We start from the raw sequence: 16,452 nt of genomic DNA on the forward strand, positions 1-16,452 counted from the left end.
CCGTAACCCCTCACCCCTACCCCTCTCCCTATGGGAGAGGGAAGCAGCTCACCCCTCCTCGATCTGCCGTTCGTCCTCGCGGCTGATCGAGACCTCCTCGAAATCCAGTTCCTCTTGCAGGATCAGGAAGGCGTCGGCGCCGACGGTGTCGGCGTCGCGCAGTTCCTCCAGGCGCTCGCGTTGGCGGTGGAGGGCCTTCAGGCCGACGGCGCGGCGGGCTTCCAGGGGCGGGCAGTCGCGGGCCGCCTCGGCCCCGACGGCGGTGAAGCGGTAGCGCCAGTGCTCGGTGGCCGGGCCGCTCTTGTGCTCAAGGGCGGCCAGCGCCGTGGCGGCCAGGTCGGCGCGGGCCCGGGCCAGCTCGTCCTCCAGGCCGTTCTCGCCGTCCAGCTTCAGCAGCCGGACCAGCGGCGACAGGGTCATGCCCTGGACCACCAGGGTGGCCAGCACCACGGCGAAGGCGGTCAGCACGATCAGGTCGCGCTGCGGGAAGGTGGAGGGCAGGGCGAAGGCCGTGGCCAGGGTGACCAGGCCCCGCATCCCGCACCAGCCGACCAGCACCCCGTGGCGCAGCGAGCTCGGCTTGGCGTCGCCGCGCAGCCAGCGGAACCGCTTGGCCAGCCGGTTATAGGTCAGCACCCAGGCCAGGCGCACCCCGACCAGGGTCAGGATCACCGCCCCGGCGAAGGTCGCCGCGTCGCGCAGCCGGTCGGGCTCCATGGCCGTGACGATGGTCCGGGCCTGGAAGCCCATCAGCAGGAAGGCCAGCACGTTCAGCACGAACACCGCCGAGGTCCAGACGGCGAAGCTGTGGATCCGCGTCCGGGGCGGGGTGCGCAGGCCGGCGGTGCGGGCGATGGTCATGGCGAAGGCCACCAGGCACAGCACCGGCGACAGGCCGATCCGCTCGGCGATCACCCACACCCCGAAGGCGGCGACGAACTCGAACACGTTGCCGCCCAGGGTGCCGGCCACGTAGGACGACAGAAAGCGCATCAGCCGGGCCAGCACGATGCCCAGCACGATGCCGCCGGGGGCGGCCAGGGTCAGGCGCAGGCCCAGGGCGCCGTCGATCTGGCCCTGGCTCTGCAAGGCCGTGGCGGCCGAGAATAGCAAGAGGGCGGTGGCGTCGTTCAGCAGGCTCTCGCCCTTCAGCACCGCGACCGAGCCGCGCGGCATCTTCACGCTGCCCAGGACCGCGGTGGCGGCGGCGGCGTCGGGCGGGGCGACGATGGCGCCCAGGGCCAGGGCGGCGGCGATCGGCAGGCCGGCCAGGGTCACACCCAGCCAGGCCACGGCGCCGGCGCTCAGCAGCACGGCGACCACGGCCAGGGCGAACAGCGGCCGCCACAGCCGCCGGACCGCGCCGACCGGGAAGTCGAAGGCCGCGTCGACCAGGGCCGGAGCGATGAACAGGGCCAGCGCCGTGTGCGGCTCGATCGAGATCTTCGGCGCGCCAGGGATCAGGGCCAGGCCGACGCCCGCGGCGGCCAGCATGGTCGGATAGGGGATGGTCAGCCGGCGCGCGGCCTGCAGCAGCAGCACCGCCGCGGCCAGCAGGATCAGCAGGCTCTCGAAAAAGCTCACGAGACCGGTTCTCCCTCGGCCAGGTCCGGGGGCAGCCTAGAGCGGTCGTGAAGGAAGAGGGAAGTCCCTAGGGCCGATCGATCTTCATCTGGGGCGGGTGCAAGTTTCACTGCTTTCTAGGGCAGGCCCAAATCCCACGGCCATTTGGGGCAGGTACAAGTTCCACTGCCATTTGGGGCAAGTGCAAATCCTACTGCCTTCCTGGGCCTTGTGCCCAGGACCCATGTTCGAGGCAGGCCCGGGCTCTCTGGGTTCGCGCGGCCGAAAGGCCGTGAACTCGGCCCCAAGTCTGTCGAAGCTGAACCCTGGGTCCTGGGCACAAGGCCCAGGAAGGCGGGTAAATTGAATGTCGATTGGCTCTAGAGCGTGGCGGCCGAAAGTGCGAGCGGTTTCGGCGCCTRTCAGAAGCCGACAATCCCTACCGCGCGTTGGCCACGCCGTCGACGTCGTCGCCCGAGACCAGGCGCAGCAGGTGGTTGCGGCCCAGGGGGGTGATCTCCCAGCCGCCGCCGCTGTGGCGCGCCAGGCCCCGCGAGGTCAGGGCCTGGGCGGCGGCGATGTTGACGAAGTTGGACTCCTGGCCCGGTTGGCGCTCGGCCAGGCTTTGCAGCGCGCGCAGGTGGCTTTCCGGCAGCGTCTCGGTAGGGGCCTGGGTCATGTCGCTCCGGTGAATTGCGATCGGTGAGTTGCGATCGAAGCCGCCGATCGGCGAGGGCGGGCCCTCGGTAGCGCCTGGGAAAGCCGCCAGGTCGACATGAACGCTGGCAAGATAGCACATCGGCGCTCGGTTGGCGCGCCCTTGATCGAACGGCGCTCGCTTTGCCGGAGGGGAAGGCGCATGGTTCGAGGCGTCGCCGCCCCCTCGACAAGGCGCGCCGAGAACGAGGCCGTCGCGTCCATGACCACCTCTCCCCTTTCCCCATGACCACCTCGGAGAACCGTCTGTTCGGGCCGTACGACTACGAGATCGTCTATGGCTGGTCGGCGCGGGCGCTGGAGGTGACGATCTCGGCGCGGTCGGCCCATCCGCTGATCCGGGGCGACATCTGCACGATCGGCGGCGAGGGCGGGACCGCCTGCAAGGACTTCGTCGTCATCGAGGTCAAGTGGCGCGGCGACCTGTGGTCCGCCCGCTGCGTCGGGGCTGGCGAAGAGTTCTTCTGAGGCGCGCGCCAAGTTCCGGGCGTGTTTTCGCTCTGAATTCGAGAGGGCGACCTCTTGGCCGGGTTCAAGAAAAACACGCGGCCGATTTGACGTCTCTTTAATCGAGCAGCGCTTTTAATTTCATGTTAATGGTGCGAAATGCGTGAAATCACCAATCGTACCGTTCTCACCGTTCTGCGCCACGATGGTGGGTGGAGCGTCGAGCAGGATGGCGACTTCTTCGGTCAGTCGACCGATAAGGAAGTCGCCAAGGCCGCCGCCCACCGGCGGGCGCTCAGCCTGCACGCGTCCGGACAGGCCTGCCAGATCCGGATCTCCGGCGAGCACGGCTTCTGGGGGCGGTCATGATCAAGGCCGCCGCCAAGCCCAAGCCGCTCCTTTCTCCGGCCGTCACGTTCCGGGGCCAGATCGAGGCCGCGATCGCCGGCGGCGCCCCGGTCGCCGCGATGACCCTGCGCCTGACCCTCAATGACGGCCGCCGTCTGCGTCGCGACGAGACCGTACCGCTGGACCAGATCAGCTATCTGGGCGGCGAGATGCACTATCTGGGCGTCAAGGTCGTCGAAGGCGGCGTCGACGCCAGCGTCCTGGACCAGGGCGCGTAGGCCGCCACCGCCGCGGGCCCCCACCTGACCGCTTCGCGGTCGTCCGCCCCCGGAGGGGGCGGAAGGGGGTATGCCCTTCTTCCCCCTCCGGGGGAGGAGCGCCGCAGGCGCGGAGGGGGCAAGTACGGGGATTGGCGGTGCTGTATCCCCGGCGTTCGCGAGAYCGAACCCARCGAAATCAACSMCTTCTCACTTTTACGCGYGTCTGAATGATCCGCGTTSAAWCCCRCTGCACAATCATCGCTGTCCCCGTCGCAAGGGGAGGGCGCTTGGATCCGGCCCGAAGCGGCGATGGGGATAGGCTGAGCGGGGTCGCTGTTAGGTCCCCGGCTGGCTCGTCAGGCCACGTGGCTTACTCTTTAGGAGCGCACGTGGGTGACGGACTCGTCGGGACAAGGCTGAGCGGCGAAACGACAGGGCGGTGATCGATCCAAAACCGCCTATCGTGGATCGCCGAGCTGGAGACGGAGTAGCCGATCCAGTTGGTCCACGCCCGTCCGGGGGTAACGGAGGCCCGAGCAGACAACGCTCACGCCCGCCGTCCTCACGGCAGAGAACAGCCTGGCGGAGCGGTAAGCGAGCCGAAACACACAAACCCTTACGGTCTCCGGGTTCGCCCGGCCGCTCCGTCGCCTCCCCACCCACTTCAGCGGTGAACCGCGTGAAGCGGCGAAGCCGTGCGCCTAGTAGCTGCTCCCCCGCTCGCGGGGGAGCTGTCGCGGAGCGACTGAGGGGGCTAATGCGGCCCGCGTCCAGCTCGCCCCCTCCGGCCCTCTGGGCCACCTCCCCCGCATCGCGGGGGAGGATCAGTTCCTAGCGGCGACGCCCCTCACCAGCTCAGCCCGCCGCGCACCAGCACCGCGGTCTTGTCCGACATGCCATAGGCCATCAGCTCGGCCGGCTTGGCGGGCGGGGCCTTGGCCAGGGCTGGCCAGCCGTCGTGATACTCCAGGGCCGCGACCTCGACCTTGCCCGTTCCGGCGGTCGTGAAGCTCAGGGTCACGCCGTTCGGGTCGGGGGCGTGATAGGTCAGGCTGGACCACTTGCCGGCCACGGTGTTCAGGGTGACGGGCCGGCCGTTCAGGCGCGGCTGGCTGAGCGGGGCGCTGGGCCGCAGGCGGATGGTGACCATCTCGGCGCCGGGGGCGGGGATCAGCCGGACCAGCAGGCGGTCGTCGGCGCGGTCGACGGTCAGCTGCGGCGGCAGGACCGGCGCGGGGCGGGTCTCGGACATCCACACCGGCTCCCGCCAGAACGGGGCCAGGGCCTGCTTCTTCGGTTCGGAGCCGCCGTCGTCGGGCAGCACGGCCCGGGTCCAGGCGTCCAGGCGCGGCTGGTCGGCGACCCGCCAGGCCTTGCCGGTCGACAGGTCGGCCACCTGCAGGGCCTGGGTGATGGCCGGACGGCCGGGCTCGCCGCCCAGCCGCGCGGCGTTGGCGATCAGGGCGATCCCGGCGATGGCCAGGATCCCGGCGGCGCGCCAGGCCCAGCGGGTGGCGGCGAAGTCGTGGGCCAGCGGCGACAGAGCCGGGGCGGCCAGCATGGCGAACAGGGCCAGGATCGCCGGCTCCATCATGCCGACGCCGGCGAAGGTCCAGGCGCCCCAGGCCGCCAGCTGGGCGGTCGACAGCACGGCCAGGAGGCCGACGGCGAAGGTCAGGGCCAAGGCCACCCGCTTGTCCCGCGTGCCGCCGACGCCGATCACCAGGGCCGCGCCGATGGCGGCGACCAGCAGCGGCCAGGTCAGCATCACGGTCAGGCCGGGGGCCAGGGCCTGGGCGGCGGTGGCCAGGATCAGCACCACGATCATCCCGCCGATCCAGGCGCCCAGGGCGCCGGTCCGGAAGCCGAGCGCGGCGGCGGCGAACACGCAGGTGGCGACGCCGAGGCCAAGGCCGATCGGATCGAAGCCGCCGACCAGGCTGCACGCCCCGCCCAGGGCCAGGGCGACGACGCAGGGGATGATCCGGCTGGCGCCCCGCGCCTGGGCCGTGGCCACGCCCAGGCCGGCGGCGACCGCGATGATCCCCGCGCCCCACAGCAGATGGTCGAAGCGGATCAGCAGGCCATAGAAGCGCTGGATGTCCTCGATCATCAGCGCCCGGCCGGCCAGGTGCAGCACCAGGCCCGCGCTGGACGCGATCAGCAGCAGGCCCGCCGCGCCGCGGGCGATCTCCCAGCCGCTGGCGCCCTGTCCGGCCAGGGTGCGCCAGGCGGTGAACAGGATCAGCACGGCGGCCAAGCCCAGCAGGATCCAGCCGACGACCGGCGGATAGCTGACCAAGACCAGGCCCAGCACGTCGGAATAGATGGCGTTCTGGGTCCGGGCCGGCAGCTGGGCCGCGTCGGCCAGGGCGCGCACGGTCGGCAGGGCCTGGTCGCCGATGTGCTGCAGGCTGCCGCGCTGCAGGTGATCGGGCCGGGCCAGCGGCGTGTGATAGGCCAGCTGGTCGTCGATGAAGGCCAGGTTCAGCCCGGGCAGGCCGCGCTTCACCGCGTGGGTGAAATCGGTGTCGTTCGGCATCTTCTCGTAGACGGTCGAGGCGACCGAATTGGCCGACGGACCCTTGGCGGCGCGGGCGAAGACACCCATCAGCGCGCCGTTGCCGGAGCCGGTCTGGAACATCGCGGCTCGGCCGGCGTCGCCGCGCGCCTCCAGGTTCACGACCAGGCCGACGCGCTGCAGCATCGGGTCTCGAGCGAAGAAGGCGTCGGCGCCCAGCAGGCCCGGCTCCTCGGCGTCGGTGAACAGGAAGATGACGTCGCGGGCATGGGGCCCATCGCTCTTCAGGGCGCGGGCGATCTCCAGGGCGGCGGCCACGCCGGTGGCGTCGTCGGCCGCGCCGGGCGAATTGTGGACCGAGTCATAGTGGCTCATCACCAGGATGGCCGGCAGGTCGCGGTCCTGGCCCGGCAGCACGCCGACCAAGTTCTGCACCGCCGCGGCGCCCAGGGCGCGGCCGTCCTTCGAATAGGGCAGGAAGCCCTCGCCCGGACGGACCGAGACCTCAAGGCCCAGCGCGCTGATCCGGGCCAGCAGGTGGTCGCGGACCCGGGCGATCTCGGCCGAGCCGGTCGGGTGGGGCTTGCGGGCGATGGCGGCGACGTCGGCCATGGCCCGGTCGGCCGAGAAGGCGCTGGCCGGGGCGCTGACTGGCACGGCGGCGGGCGGCCGCTGGCTCCAGGCGCCGAGGGCCAGGCCCAGGACCAGGCAGATCCAGAATCCGAGGAAGCGGATCGTCTTCATCGGCGTGCCTCCGGGTTCGAATCGATCCCCCACCCCAAGGCCATGCTGAGGTGATGCGCCGTGATCCGGAACCCCCGAAATGACTGGAGGCCTCGAAATGAAAAGGGCGACCCGGTCGCCCGGATCGCCCTTCCCCTTCCGAAAGCCGGCGACGCGTTTGGCGCCGCCGGTTCCCCCTCCCGGTTAGACTTTTAGGCCGGCTAGAACTTCGACCGCAGCGTCACGCCGTAGGTGCGCGGGGCGCCCAGGAACGCGTCGTAGGTGATCGTGTCCAGCGCCGGGCTGTAGGTCGCCTGGGTGGCGCTGAGGCCCGAGGAGCCCTGCAGCGTGCCGTTGAAGGCGACCTGCATGTACTTCTCGTTGAACAGGTTCTGGCCCCACAGCTCCATGGTCCAGCGGTCGTCAGCCGAGCCCAGGCTCACGCGGCCGTTCACGACGGTGAAAGCCTTCTGCATCTTCGGCGGGAACAGGTCCGAGCCCGTATTGTACGAGGACGAGTACTTGGCGCCGAGGTTGAAGCGGGCCTTCAGATTGCCGCCGACCGGGGTCTCGTAGGTCATCGAACCCGAGGCCGAGTACTTCGGAGCCAGCGACATGCGGCTGCCCGGCAGCAGGGCCAGGGCGTTGCCCGGGTCGTTCGGGATCGGCTGGTCGCCGTACTCGGTCAAGGCGTAGGTGAAGCCGCTCTGAACCATCAGGCCCTTGACCGGGGTGAACCACATGAAGTCGGCGTCGAAGCCCTTGGACTTCACCTCGGGGATCGAGCGCACCACGAACGAGGTGCCCAGGAAGGTGTTCAGCTGGAAGTCGGTGAACTTCTGCGAGAAGGCGCTGACGTTGAAGAGCACCGTGCGGTTGAACAGGGTGTTCTTGATCCCGAGCTCGTAGCTGTCGACAAATTCCGCGGGGAACGAGGTGTCGTAGATCGGCGTCACGCCGCTGCCGCCCGAGGGCAGGCCGTTCGACGACTGGGTGCGGTCGAGATTGAAGCCGCCGCCCTTGTAGCCGCGTGCGAACGAGGCGTAGGTGAAGACCTCCGGCGAGAAGCGGTACGAGGCCTTGAGCGTGCCGCTCCACTCCTTGTCCGATCGCGACTGCTTGGTGCCGCGGCCGTTGAACAGCGGATTGGCCCACGGCAGGCAGAGGTTGCCGATGACGACCGGAGTGGAGGCCGCGCCGACGATGCCGGCGATGCGGGCCTGGCCGGCGGGCGACAGGGCCGTGCCGCAGCCGACGCCGCCGTCGCTGTTGGTCTGGTAGGTGTCGAGCTTCTTCTCTTCCGACGTATAGCGCAGGCCGGCGGTGATCTCGAACGCGTCGGTGACGTGCCAGGTGTCGTTGGTGAACAGGGCGACCGTGGTGGCGCGCTGGTCGTAGCGGTCATAGACGCCTTGGCCGGCGGCGAACGAGGTGTTCGGGGCGCGGTTCAGCAGCAGGGCGATGAAGTTGGCCACGCCCGCCGGATTGGCGCCCGAGCGCGACAGCAGCCGGCCCAGATACTGCTCGTAGTCGTTGCCGTAGAGGAAGTTGGTGCGCGTCTCCAGGCGCTCGTCCGCCAGGAAGGCGCCGAACAGCCAGTCGAACTTCTCGCTCCTGCCGGCCAGGCGCAGTTCCTGGGTATAGGTCGTGAACTGCGAATGGTTGGCGCCGTCCTTGTTGCGGTAGACGAGGTCGGCGGTGCTGAAGTCGGCGTCCTGGCCGTTGTCGGTGCGCCACTGGCGAATGGCCGAGATGCTGGTCAGGCTGCCGAACGGCAGATCGATGTCGCCCTGCAGCGAGACGCCCTTGTCCTCGATGGTCGACGGAGCGCCGCGGTTCGAATAGGCCACGCGCTTGAACGGGTTGGCGGTCGCGGCCACCGGGGTCGCCTGGCCCGAGACCAGGGCCAGGATGCCGGCGGTCGGGCCGGTGCGGATCTGCACGGCGCCGCAGCAGTTCTCGTTGCGCTTCGAATAGTCGGCGATGACACGGAAGGTGGCCTTGTCGTCAGGCACGAACAGCAATTGGCCGCGCACGGTGTAGAAGCCCTGGTCGGCGTCCTGGGTGCGCTTGGACGGGCCGTTGCCGACGATCACGTCGTTGTAGCCGTCGCGCTCGCGAGCCGCGACGTAGAGGCGGCCGGCCAGCTTGTCGCCGACCAGCGGGCCGGTGACCGAGGCCGAGACGCCATGGGCGTCGTAATTGCCCAGGGTCACCTCGGCGTTGGCGCCGAAGCCGAACTCGGGTTCCTTGGTCACCACGTTGATGACGCCGGCCGAGGTGTTCTTGCCGAACAGGGTGCCTTGCGGGCCCTTCAGCACCTCGATGCGCTCCATCTCGCCCAGGTCGCCGAAGCCGACGCCGTTACGGGGACGGTAGACGCCGTCGATGACCACGCCGACCGAGCTCTCCAGGCCCGGATTGTCGCCGACGGTGCCGATGCCGCGCACGCGGGCGGTGGTCGAGGCTTCGGACGAGGTCGAGGTCACGGTCAGGCCGGGGGTCAGGATCGTCAGATCCTTGATGTCCCTGACGCCGGTGTCTTGCAGCAGCTTGGCGCCGACGGCGGTGACCACCACCGGGACGTCCTGCAGGTTCTGTTCCCGCTTCTGGGCGGTGACGATGATGCTGTCGATGGTTTGGTTGTCGCTCGTTTGAGCCTGCGCGGCGCTCGAGGCGCCAAGACCGGCGAGGACAACAGCGGACGCAGTGCCGCAAAGCACCTGGGTGAAGCGCATTTCCTACCTCGGTTTGTTGGCCGAAAGCGCTTGCCCGCCCCCGGCTTGTTTTTCGTTGGTCCGTCGAACGATTGTTCGAATGGATGGCCAAGGGTTAGGCGCCACCCCCGGTCTCGGCAAGTGAAATCCCTTGCCGTGGAAAGGTTCTGGCGGTTTCTGTTGCCGGGAAGCGACAGCGTTCGCCGCCGTCATCAACCTTCGAAAGGGACTTGCGCGGGCGACGGGCCAGGCTCATCTGGCGACCATGAGCTTCTCGCCCGACTATCGCCCCGACCCGCGTTTCCAGGCGCTGGGACGCGACTTCGCCGATCCGGTCGAGGCGGCCGACTTTCCAAGGACCGTCCTTCGCTTTCGGAACGATCGCGCCGCGGCGAGCATAGGCCTGGAGACTCTGAGCGACGCGGACTGGGTCCGTCACTTCGGACGCTTCGAGCCGTTGCCGGCCAACATGCCGCTCCCGCTGGCCATGCGCTATCACGGCCACCAGTTCCGCGTTTACAATCCCGACCTGGGCGACGGGCGCGGCTTCCTGTTCGCCCAGCTTCGGGAGCAGGGAGCTGGTCGCCTGCTGGACCTGGCCACCAAGGGCTCGGGCCAGACGCCGTGGTCGCGCTCGGGCGATGGCCGGCTGACCCTGAAGGGCGGGGTGCGCGAGATCCTGGCCTCCAGCCAGCTGGAGGCCTTGGGCGTCCCGACCTCACGGGCCTTCTCGCTGGTCGAAACGGGTGAGGCCCTGGTGCGCGGCGACGAGCCCAGCCCGACCCGCTCGGCGGTGCTGACCCGGCTGTCGCACAGCCACATCCGGTTCGGCACATTTCAGCGCCTGGCCTATTTCGATCGCCGCGACCTGATCGCCCAATTGGTCGACCATGTCGTCGAGACCTATTTCCCGCACCTGGCCGATGCGCCCGACCGCACGGCGGCGTTGCTGGAGACAACGGTGGCGGCCAGCGCCTACCTGCTGTCCCGCTGGATGGCGGCGGGCTTCGTGCATGGAGTGCTCAACACCGACAACATGGTGGTCACGGGCGAGAGCTTCGACTACGGCCCCTGGCGGTTCCTGCCACGCAACGACCCGAACTTCACCGCCGCCTATTTCGACCATTCCGGGCTCTACAGCTTCGGCCGTCAGCCCGAGGCGGTGTTCTGGAACCTGCAGCAGCTGGCCGCCTGCCTGACCCTGGTCGGCGACCAGGCTGGACTGCTGGCGGCGCTGAACGGCTTCTCCGACGCCTATCGGATCGCTCTGCGCGCGGCGATGCTGGATCGGCTGGGCGTCAAGGCCCTCGACCCCGACGCGGACGTCGAGCTGGTCAACGCCGCCTTTCGGGCCTTGGCCGAGGGCGGGGACGCCTTGCGCTGGGAGCCCTTCTTCTTCGACTGGTTCGGTGGTGAGGCTTCGGAGGCGCGCGCTCTGGCAGGGCCGCGCGCGGCGCTCTACGGAACCGAGGCCTTCCTGACCTTCCGCCGGAGATTGGCCGCGTTCGAGCCCGATCGCCCCGAACGCCTCGCCGATCCGGTCTTCCAGCGGCCCGAGCCCGAGGAACTGATCATCGAGGAGGTCGAGGCGCTGTGGGCGCCGATCGCCGAGCACGACGACTGGGCGCCGCTCCACGCCAAGCTGGGCCGGATCGAGGCGGCGCGGGCGGCGTATCAGCTTGGCCGCGACGGCGGTAAAAAAGCCGCGTTCTGAATTTTTTCGTTCGAGCGCGGAACAACCGTCAAGGTTCCGTCTTACAATTGCGGCACAGTGCCGCCGACGAACGCCGTGTGGAGACACCCAATGCGCTTCTTCCAACCGATCCTGCTGGTCTGCGCCGTGGCCATGTCATTCGTGGGCGCCCTGGGTCTGCCGGGCTGCGCCCGCGCGATTGGCGAGTGCCTGCGCGACCGTCCCGAACTGGCCTAGCGCCCGACTTAAGCGCCCGACCCTTAAGCGCTTAGCGCTTCCAGCTTTGCCGTCGTGTCGCCCGTAAGCTGGCGCCGCGCGGTCATGGGGAATGCGGCCAGGAACCGCTCCAGGAAGAGCCACGTCGCCTTGTCGTGATCAAGATGGTGGGTCAGCAGGCCGATCGGCTCGTCCCATCGGTGTGCGAGGCGTCGCTGGGCCATCAGCCGGCGCATCCGCGACAGGAATTTCCAGCTCCCCCGGAAACGGCCGCCGCCTTTCCAGCGCAGCACGTCCAGGTGCGCGTCCAGCCGCGCGACCCCACTCTCGACGCCGCTGACCCGGTCGAAGCCCGAAACGGCCAGGATCGAGGATTCCGGCAAGGCCGCGAGCAACTGCGGCGTCAGGTTGTTCCAGGGCGGCACGAACAGGGTGGGGGCGGCGCCGGCCCGGTGAAAGGCCATCACGGTCGATCGCAGCTGAGCGCTGACCCAATCGACGCCGTCGCCCTCGACGATCTCGCCGAAGCTCCGGCCTTCCGGTTGGCGATTGATGTGCTTGAACCCGTGGACAGCGATCTCGACGCCCGGCTCGGTCTCGACCCGACGAACCAGCAGCGGCAGGTTCGGACCGGCGATCGACGCCAGAGTCAGGGCGGCGCCATGACGACGAGCAAGGTTCAGCAGTTGCTCCAGCGCCCCGGTCGGGACGCGCGCGTCGTCGTCGCGCCACCACAGCACGGGCGTGCGTCCCGCTCTGGCCCAGAGCAGGAGCTCGGAACCAAGAACCAGGCGGAAGACGAAGGGCAGGCGGGCCGACACCGGCGGCCCTACTGCGCGGCGGCCTCGGCGCGACGCAACGGCAGCGGCGCCGGTGGGACGACCGGACGATCCGCCTGCCCGTCGCGCGCGCGGCTGCGAAGGATCTCGCGCGCCCTCAGGTTTGACAGGATCGGATACAGGCCGGCCATCAGCGAGATCAGGAAGCCCAAGTCGCCTTCACGGTGGCCCTTGCGCGAGACGTAGCACTTGAAGAACCGGCGCACGCCCCGGAAGGCGTCGTCGGCGATGCTCTTGACCTTGCCGCTGTCGGCCAGATCTTGGGCCTTCAGGGCGGTGTAGCGGCCCAGGCGCGCGAACATGTCGGCGATGTCTTCGTCGACCATATGGCGCAGGGGTTCCTTCAGGCTACCGCCAAAGGCGCCGTCCAGCTTGGCGCCCGGATGGACTCGCTCGGCCTTCCAGGACTTCACGCCGCGGCGGAACAGGCGCGCCGCCGACGAGGTGCCGAACGAGCCGCCCCAACCGTGGCGGACCAGCTGGTCGCCGACATAGTTGTCGATCGGGATCTGGTACCAGTCGGCGGCGTCGGCGCGCTCGATGGTGTCGCGGACCTCCTGGGCGAAGGCGGGGCTGACGCCCTCGTCGGCGTCCAGCTCCAGGATCCATTCGCCGGTGCAGCGGGCGATGCCGGCGTGCTTGCGCGGACCCTCGATCGGGAAGATGCCCGACACGACGCGAGCGCCGTACTGGCGCGCCACGGCCTCGGTTCCGTCGCTGCAGCGGTCAGCGACCACGACGATCTCGTCGCAGAACGACAGCGCCGCCAAGCAGGCGTGCAGACGCTGCTCTTCGTTGTGCGCGCAGATCAGCGCCGAAAGCTTGGCCATCACCAATTCCCCGATTGAACGACCACGCCCCCCGGCGATCGTCCTCGAATCGATGACGGCGCGGGCTAGGGCCGCCCCCCGCCCGCGCGGTGAGAATTGTGTAAGCTTTGCAACAAGCTTTCGGTTTTGACGCCTAGAAGTTGGCTGACAGGGCCAGGCTCCACGTACGCGGTCGTTGCGGCGTCACCTGGCGAACCTGGCCGAAGCTGAAGGGGTTGCCATAGGCGAAGGTGTCGCTGGAGCTATTCCAGGGATTGCTGACGAACAGGGCCGCGCGCCAGCGGTCGGTCATCAGCTGGGCCGACAGCTTGCCGGTGTAATAGCCGCCCATCGACGGCGAGTAGCGCGGATCGAAGGTCAGGCGGGACTCGCCAATATAGCCGGTCTCGGCCGTCAGCATCAGGGTGGCGTCGGCCAGGATCGGGCGCTGGTAGGTGACCAGGCTGCCGAACGAGACATCGGGTACGCCCGGCAGGCTGGCCGTGTCGGCGATGCCGTAGCCCGGCGCGATGCGGGTCAGCTTGGGTTCGTTGAACAGCGCGTTGCCTGACAAGGTCAGGTGCGGCGTGGCCCTCCAGGCGGCCTCGACCTCGAGGCCTCGGTTGCGCCCGTCGCCGATATTGGCGGTGTAGGACAGGCCCGAGGCGAAGTACTGGTCCGTCTGGATGTCGCGCCAGTCGTCGTAGAACAGCGCCGCCCGCAGGTTCATCCGTCCCCGGAACGGGTTGAGCGTCGCGCCGACCTCGTAGTTGCGCAGATGGTCGGGGTGGAACACCCGACGAGCCTCGTTGGGCGTGGCCAGGCCCCCGGAGTTGAAGCCGCCGGCGCGGTAGCCCTCCGACGTCAGCGCATAGATCAACCCGCCGCCGGCCAGGTCGCGCTGGACCGAGAACTTCGGCGAGAAGCCGCTGAACGAAGCCTTGCGGTCCAGGTCGCGCGACTGGCCGGGATAGGGCGCCAGCACGTACGAGCGCGTGTGGATCGTGGTCTCGAACGAGCGTCCGCCCAAGGCGACCTTCCAGCCAGCCCCAAGATTGTAGGTCGCCTCGCCATAGAGGGCGTATTCGTTCAGACGATCCTTGCGCTCCTCGTCATAGACGCTGCGGGTGACGCCGCCGGAGCGCGCCCGGAGGTCGGCGTCGCCTTCCTCGATGCTGGTGGCCGTGAACAGCCCGACCATCCAGCGCAGGCGGCCGCGCTCTGGCCCGGTGTAGAGCGCGTCCTCGACGACCATCCGCAGACGGGCGGATTCGTCGTAGAGGCCCAGCTCCACGGCCTCGTCGGCGAACTCCGTCAGGGCCAGCGTGGCGTCGTAGCGGCTGGCGTACTTGTGGGTGACATAGCCGGTGACCGACTCGAAATGGCCCCAGTCGCCCGAGCCGCTGATCTTCAGCGAGGTTTCGCCCAGGCGGTTGCGGTGGGTCTCGCGCACCTGGTTGGCGCGTCTCGGGGCCCCGGCCACGAGCGTGACGTACTGGGTGTCCTTGGACGAAACATTCTGGGCCGCGCCCCCCAGCTTGACCTGCCAATCGCCCAGGTCCACGCGCCAGGCCAACCGGCCGCCCCGGCGGGTGGTCTTGTCGACGTTGGACAGGCGCAGATTGACGTCGTCGAGATAGCCGCCGTCGACGTCGTGATAGACCGCCGCCCGCACGGCCGAGACCTGGCCGAGCGGGGCGTTGACCACGCCCTCGAAGCGATAGCTGAGCGAGCCGGATTCGGTCGTCGCGGAGGTCGCGCCGGCCGAGCCGTAGAAGGCCCCCAGCTCGGGCAGGCGGGTGACGATCCGGTAGATGCCGCTGAGCGAGCCGCCGCCGTAGAGCGCGCCCTGCGGGCCGCGCAGCACCTCGACCCGATCGACGTCGATCAGGCGCAGGTCGGGATCGGGCGCGTTGTAGTTGACCGGCACGTCGTCGAGATAGGTGCCGACCGTCGACTGGGTCCGCCCGGTGAAGGTCCCGTCCGACAGGCCGCGCAGCAGGATCTTGTTGCGCGCCGCGCCCAGGTTGGTGGTGATGAAGCCGGCCGTCTGGCGGGCCACCGAGCCGGTTTCGCCAACGCCGGTGTCCTGCAACTGCGGCGAGCCGATGACGCTGACGCCGCCGGGCAGGCTGCCCAGGCGCGGCGGCCGCTTGCCGGCGCTGATGACCAGAGGGGCCAGCGGAGCGACCGGCTCCACGGCGATCGTGGGTCGCGCGGTGACCACGGGTCTGGCCGGCCCGGCTGCCGGCGGGCGGGGATGGGATGAGAAGCGAACCGTCCGAGCGTCGACGAAGACATAGCCGCAGCCCTTGCCCAGGGTGGCCCGGTTCAGCGCCTGCTTGAGGCTGAAGGTTCCCACCAGGGGGACGCCGGGGCCCTGACAGGTCTCGACCCCGCCGACCGATACGCCCATGCGGACGCCCAGCTCGATAAGGGTTTCCGCGGTGGTGGCCTTGCGGATGTCGAGCGGCGCGCGGACATCCGCGGCGACCGCGCCGTGTCCGCTGGCGCCCAGGCCCAGTATGCTGGCGGCGAAAAGGATCGGGGCCCGTCTCAGGATCGGGCCCGCGCGCAAGCGTCAGTTCGGCGCTGAGGATTTCCCGCGCAGGACAATCGAATCATCGGTTGGCGTCGCCGATAGCGGCATGAGGCTGGTCAGGCGGCGAACCATCGCATCCTGACTATCCACGATCAATACGCCGGAAAACCGAAGGTTGGCCGCGTTTTCACCCTCGAGGCGAAGCGGCCGGTCGAAATAGTGGTTCATGTCGCCCACGATCCGGCCCAGCGGCTGGTCGCGATAGATCAGTCGGCCCGAACGCCAACCCACCTGATCCTCGGCCGCCACGGCGCGGACGACGACGCCAGAGGCGCCTTCGACATGCTCGAGCATCTGGCCGGGGCGTAGGCGCACGGGCGTGTCCTCGCCGTCGGTCGAAACCTCGACCAGACCGCGCAGCACGGTGATGCTGAGCTGGCCGTCACGGCGTCGAACGTCAAACTTGGTCCCGACCACGCGCACCGTCTCGTCGCCGGCGGTGATCAGGAACGGGCGCTGGCTGTCGTGCGCCACGTCGAACAGGGCCTGGCCGTCGTGCACGGTGACGCGGCGGGCGTCCTTGTCGAGGCGCACCGACACATGGGAGTCGGTGTTCAAATCGATGTGGCTGCCGTCCGTCAACTGGACGGCGCGGTGTTCGCCCTTGGCGGTGACGTATAGCGAGTCGGGTTGAGGCAGCAGTTCGCCCCAAGGCGCGACGACGATCGCGACGGCGGCCACGGCGGCGGCCGCGCCCAGACCACCCAGCCAACGCCAGTCGATCGTGAACGCCCGCTTCACCGTGGCGCGCCTGGGTTCGGCCAATTCCCCCCGGACGGCCGAACCTCGCTGGAAGATTTCCTCGTCGACGGCTTGGATAGCGTCATACGCCTCCAGCGCGCCAGGCTCGCTCAGCCAAGCGTCAAACGCCAGCCAGTCGGTCTCTTCGACCTCCGGCCGCTGCAGTCGGGTCAGCCAATCGGCCGCCTCTTGCAGGTGTTGCGCTGACCGGCTCATCCGGCGTTGCTCCGACGAGGATCCATCATCCCCCTGAATG

13 protein-coding genes are annotated in these 16,452 nt (G+C 69.3%); 5 read left to right on the forward strand and 8 right to left on the reverse strand.

Features of this window, described 5'->3' with window-relative positions:
- Positions 1–48: 48 nt before the first annotated feature.
- Together AC1DSO_RS11140 and AC1DSO_RS11145 are read right to left on the reverse strand one after the other, a co-directional pair.
- Complete coding sequence (locus tag AC1DSO_RS11140) at positions 49–1,584, reverse strand: cation:proton antiporter (protein ID WP_477068883.1); 1,536 nt, start codon at positions 1,582–1,584, stop codon at positions 49–51.
- A 418-nt stretch (positions 1,585–2,002) separates the two neighbouring features.
- Positions 2,003–2,242 (reverse strand): hypothetical protein, encoded by a 240-nt coding sequence (locus tag AC1DSO_RS11145; RefSeq protein WP_477068884.1) that lies wholly within the window; start codon positions 2,240–2,242, stop codon positions 2,003–2,005.
- 263 nt (positions 2,243–2,505) lie between these two features.
- Between AC1DSO_RS11145 and AC1DSO_RS11150 the strand changes: the two genes are divergently transcribed.
- The 3 genes from AC1DSO_RS11150 to AC1DSO_RS11160 all read left to right on the forward strand — a co-directional run bounded on the left by AC1DSO_RS11150 (position 2,506) and on the right by AC1DSO_RS11160 (position 3,353).
- Positions 2,506–2,748 (forward strand): hypothetical protein, encoded by a 243-nt coding sequence (locus AC1DSO_RS11150; RefSeq protein WP_477068885.1) that lies wholly within the window; start codon positions 2,506–2,508, stop codon positions 2,746–2,748.
- Positions 2,749–2,886: 138 nt separating this feature from the next.
- Positions 2,887–3,096, forward strand: coding sequence for a hypothetical protein (locus AC1DSO_RS11155; protein WP_477068886.1), 210 nt, complete (start codon positions 2,887–2,889; stop codon positions 3,094–3,096).
- A complete protein-coding gene (locus AC1DSO_RS11160) occupies positions 3,093–3,353 on the forward strand; it encodes a hypothetical protein (protein WP_477068887.1) in 261 nt (86 codons plus the stop codon). Before AC1DSO_RS11155 ends, AC1DSO_RS11160 begins: the two co-directional genes overlap by 4 nt.
- Before the next feature lie 829 nt (positions 3,354–4,182).
- Here AC1DSO_RS11160 and AC1DSO_RS11165 read toward each other — a convergent pair.
- Together AC1DSO_RS11165 and AC1DSO_RS11170 are read right to left on the reverse strand one after the other, a co-directional pair.
- The gene (locus tag AC1DSO_RS11165) at positions 4,183–6,600 is read right to left on the reverse strand and encodes a M20/M25/M40 family metallo-hydrolase (protein WP_477068888.1); all 2,418 of its coding nucleotides are present in this window, start codon (positions 6,598–6,600) and stop codon (positions 4,183–4,185) included.
- Between the two features lie 200 nt (positions 6,601–6,800).
- Positions 6,801–9,317 carry a TonB-dependent receptor gene (locus AC1DSO_RS11170; protein ID WP_477068889.1) on the reverse strand — a complete coding sequence of 839 codons (2,517 nt, stop codon included), beginning with the start codon at positions 9,315–9,317 and terminating at the stop codon, positions 6,801–6,803.
- A gap of 244 nt (positions 9,318–9,561) precedes the next feature.
- Between AC1DSO_RS11170 and AC1DSO_RS11175 the strand changes: the two genes are divergently transcribed.
- Together AC1DSO_RS11175 and AC1DSO_RS11180 are read left to right on the forward strand one after the other, a co-directional pair.
- Positions 9,562–11,010, forward strand: a complete 1,449-nt coding sequence (locus AC1DSO_RS11175) for a protein adenylyltransferase SelO (protein WP_477068890.1) — start codon at positions 9,562–9,564, stop codon at positions 11,008–11,010.
- A 90-nt stretch (positions 11,011–11,100) separates the two neighbouring features.
- Positions 11,101–11,226 carry a hypothetical protein gene (locus tag AC1DSO_RS11180; RefSeq protein ID WP_082009038.1) on the forward strand — a complete coding sequence of 42 codons (126 nt, stop codon included), beginning with the start codon at positions 11,101–11,103 and terminating at the stop codon, positions 11,224–11,226.
- 23 nt (positions 11,227–11,249) lie between these two features.
- Here the strand turns inward: AC1DSO_RS11180 and AC1DSO_RS11185 are convergent, their stop codons facing one another.
- The 4 genes from AC1DSO_RS11185 to AC1DSO_RS11200 form a co-directional block, all read right to left on the reverse strand.
- Positions 11,250–12,026, reverse strand: a complete 777-nt coding sequence (locus tag AC1DSO_RS11185) for a polysaccharide deacetylase family protein (RefSeq protein WP_477068891.1) — start codon at positions 12,024–12,026, stop codon at positions 11,250–11,252.
- Positions 12,027–12,034: 8 nt separating this feature from the next.
- Positions 12,035–12,874, reverse strand: a complete 840-nt coding sequence (locus AC1DSO_RS11190) for a glycosyltransferase family 2 protein (protein WP_477068892.1) — start codon at positions 12,872–12,874, stop codon at positions 12,035–12,037.
- A gap of 133 nt (positions 12,875–13,007) precedes the next feature.
- A complete protein-coding gene (locus AC1DSO_RS11195) occupies positions 13,008–15,431 on the reverse strand; it encodes a TonB-dependent receptor (protein ID WP_477068893.1) in 2,424 nt (807 codons plus the stop codon).
- A gap of 3 nt (positions 15,432–15,434) precedes the next feature.
- Positions 15,435–16,412, reverse strand: a complete 978-nt coding sequence (locus tag AC1DSO_RS11200) for a FecR family protein (protein WP_477068894.1) — start codon at positions 16,410–16,412, stop codon at positions 15,435–15,437.
- Positions 16,413–16,452 lie beyond the last annotated feature (40 nt).

The sequence above is a fragment of the Caulobacter sp. P4_E5 genome (assembly GCF_056401555.1).

Coding starts and splice junctions, on each gene's coding strand:
- AC1DSO_RS11145 (WP_477068884.1), bottom strand. CDS start 2,242: ATGACCCAGGCCCCTACCGAGACGCTGCCGGAAAGCCACCTGCGCGCG.
- AC1DSO_RS11150 (WP_477068885.1), top strand. CDS start 2,506: ATGACCACCTCGGAGAACCGTCTGTTCGGGCCGTACGACTACGAGATC.
- AC1DSO_RS11155 (WP_477068886.1), top strand. CDS start 2,887: ATGCGTGAAATCACCAATCGTACCGTTCTCACCGTTCTGCGCCACGAT.
- AC1DSO_RS11160 (WP_477068887.1), top strand. CDS start 3,093: ATGATCAAGGCCGCCGCCAAGCCCAAGCCGCTCCTTTCTCCGGCCGTC.
- AC1DSO_RS11165 (WP_477068888.1), bottom strand. CDS start 6,600: ATGAAGACGATCCGCTTCCTCGGATTCTGGATCTGCCTGGTCCTGGGC.
- AC1DSO_RS11170 (WP_477068889.1), bottom strand. CDS start 9,317: ATGCGCTTCACCCAGGTGCTTTGCGGCACTGCGTCCGCTGTTGTCCTC.
- AC1DSO_RS11175 (WP_477068890.1), top strand. CDS start 9,562: ATGAGCTTCTCGCCCGACTATCGCCCCGACCCGCGTTTCCAGGCGCTG.
- AC1DSO_RS11180 (WP_082009038.1), top strand. CDS start 11,101: ATGCGCTTCTTCCAACCGATCCTGCTGGTCTGCGCCGTGGCCATGTCA.
- AC1DSO_RS11190 (WP_477068892.1), bottom strand. CDS start 12,874: ATGGCCAAGCTTTCGGCGCTGATCTGCGCGCACAACGAAGAGCAGCGT.
- AC1DSO_RS11200 (WP_477068894.1), bottom strand. CDS start 16,412: ATGAGCCGGTCAGCGCAACACCTGCAAGAGGCGGCCGATTGGCTGACC.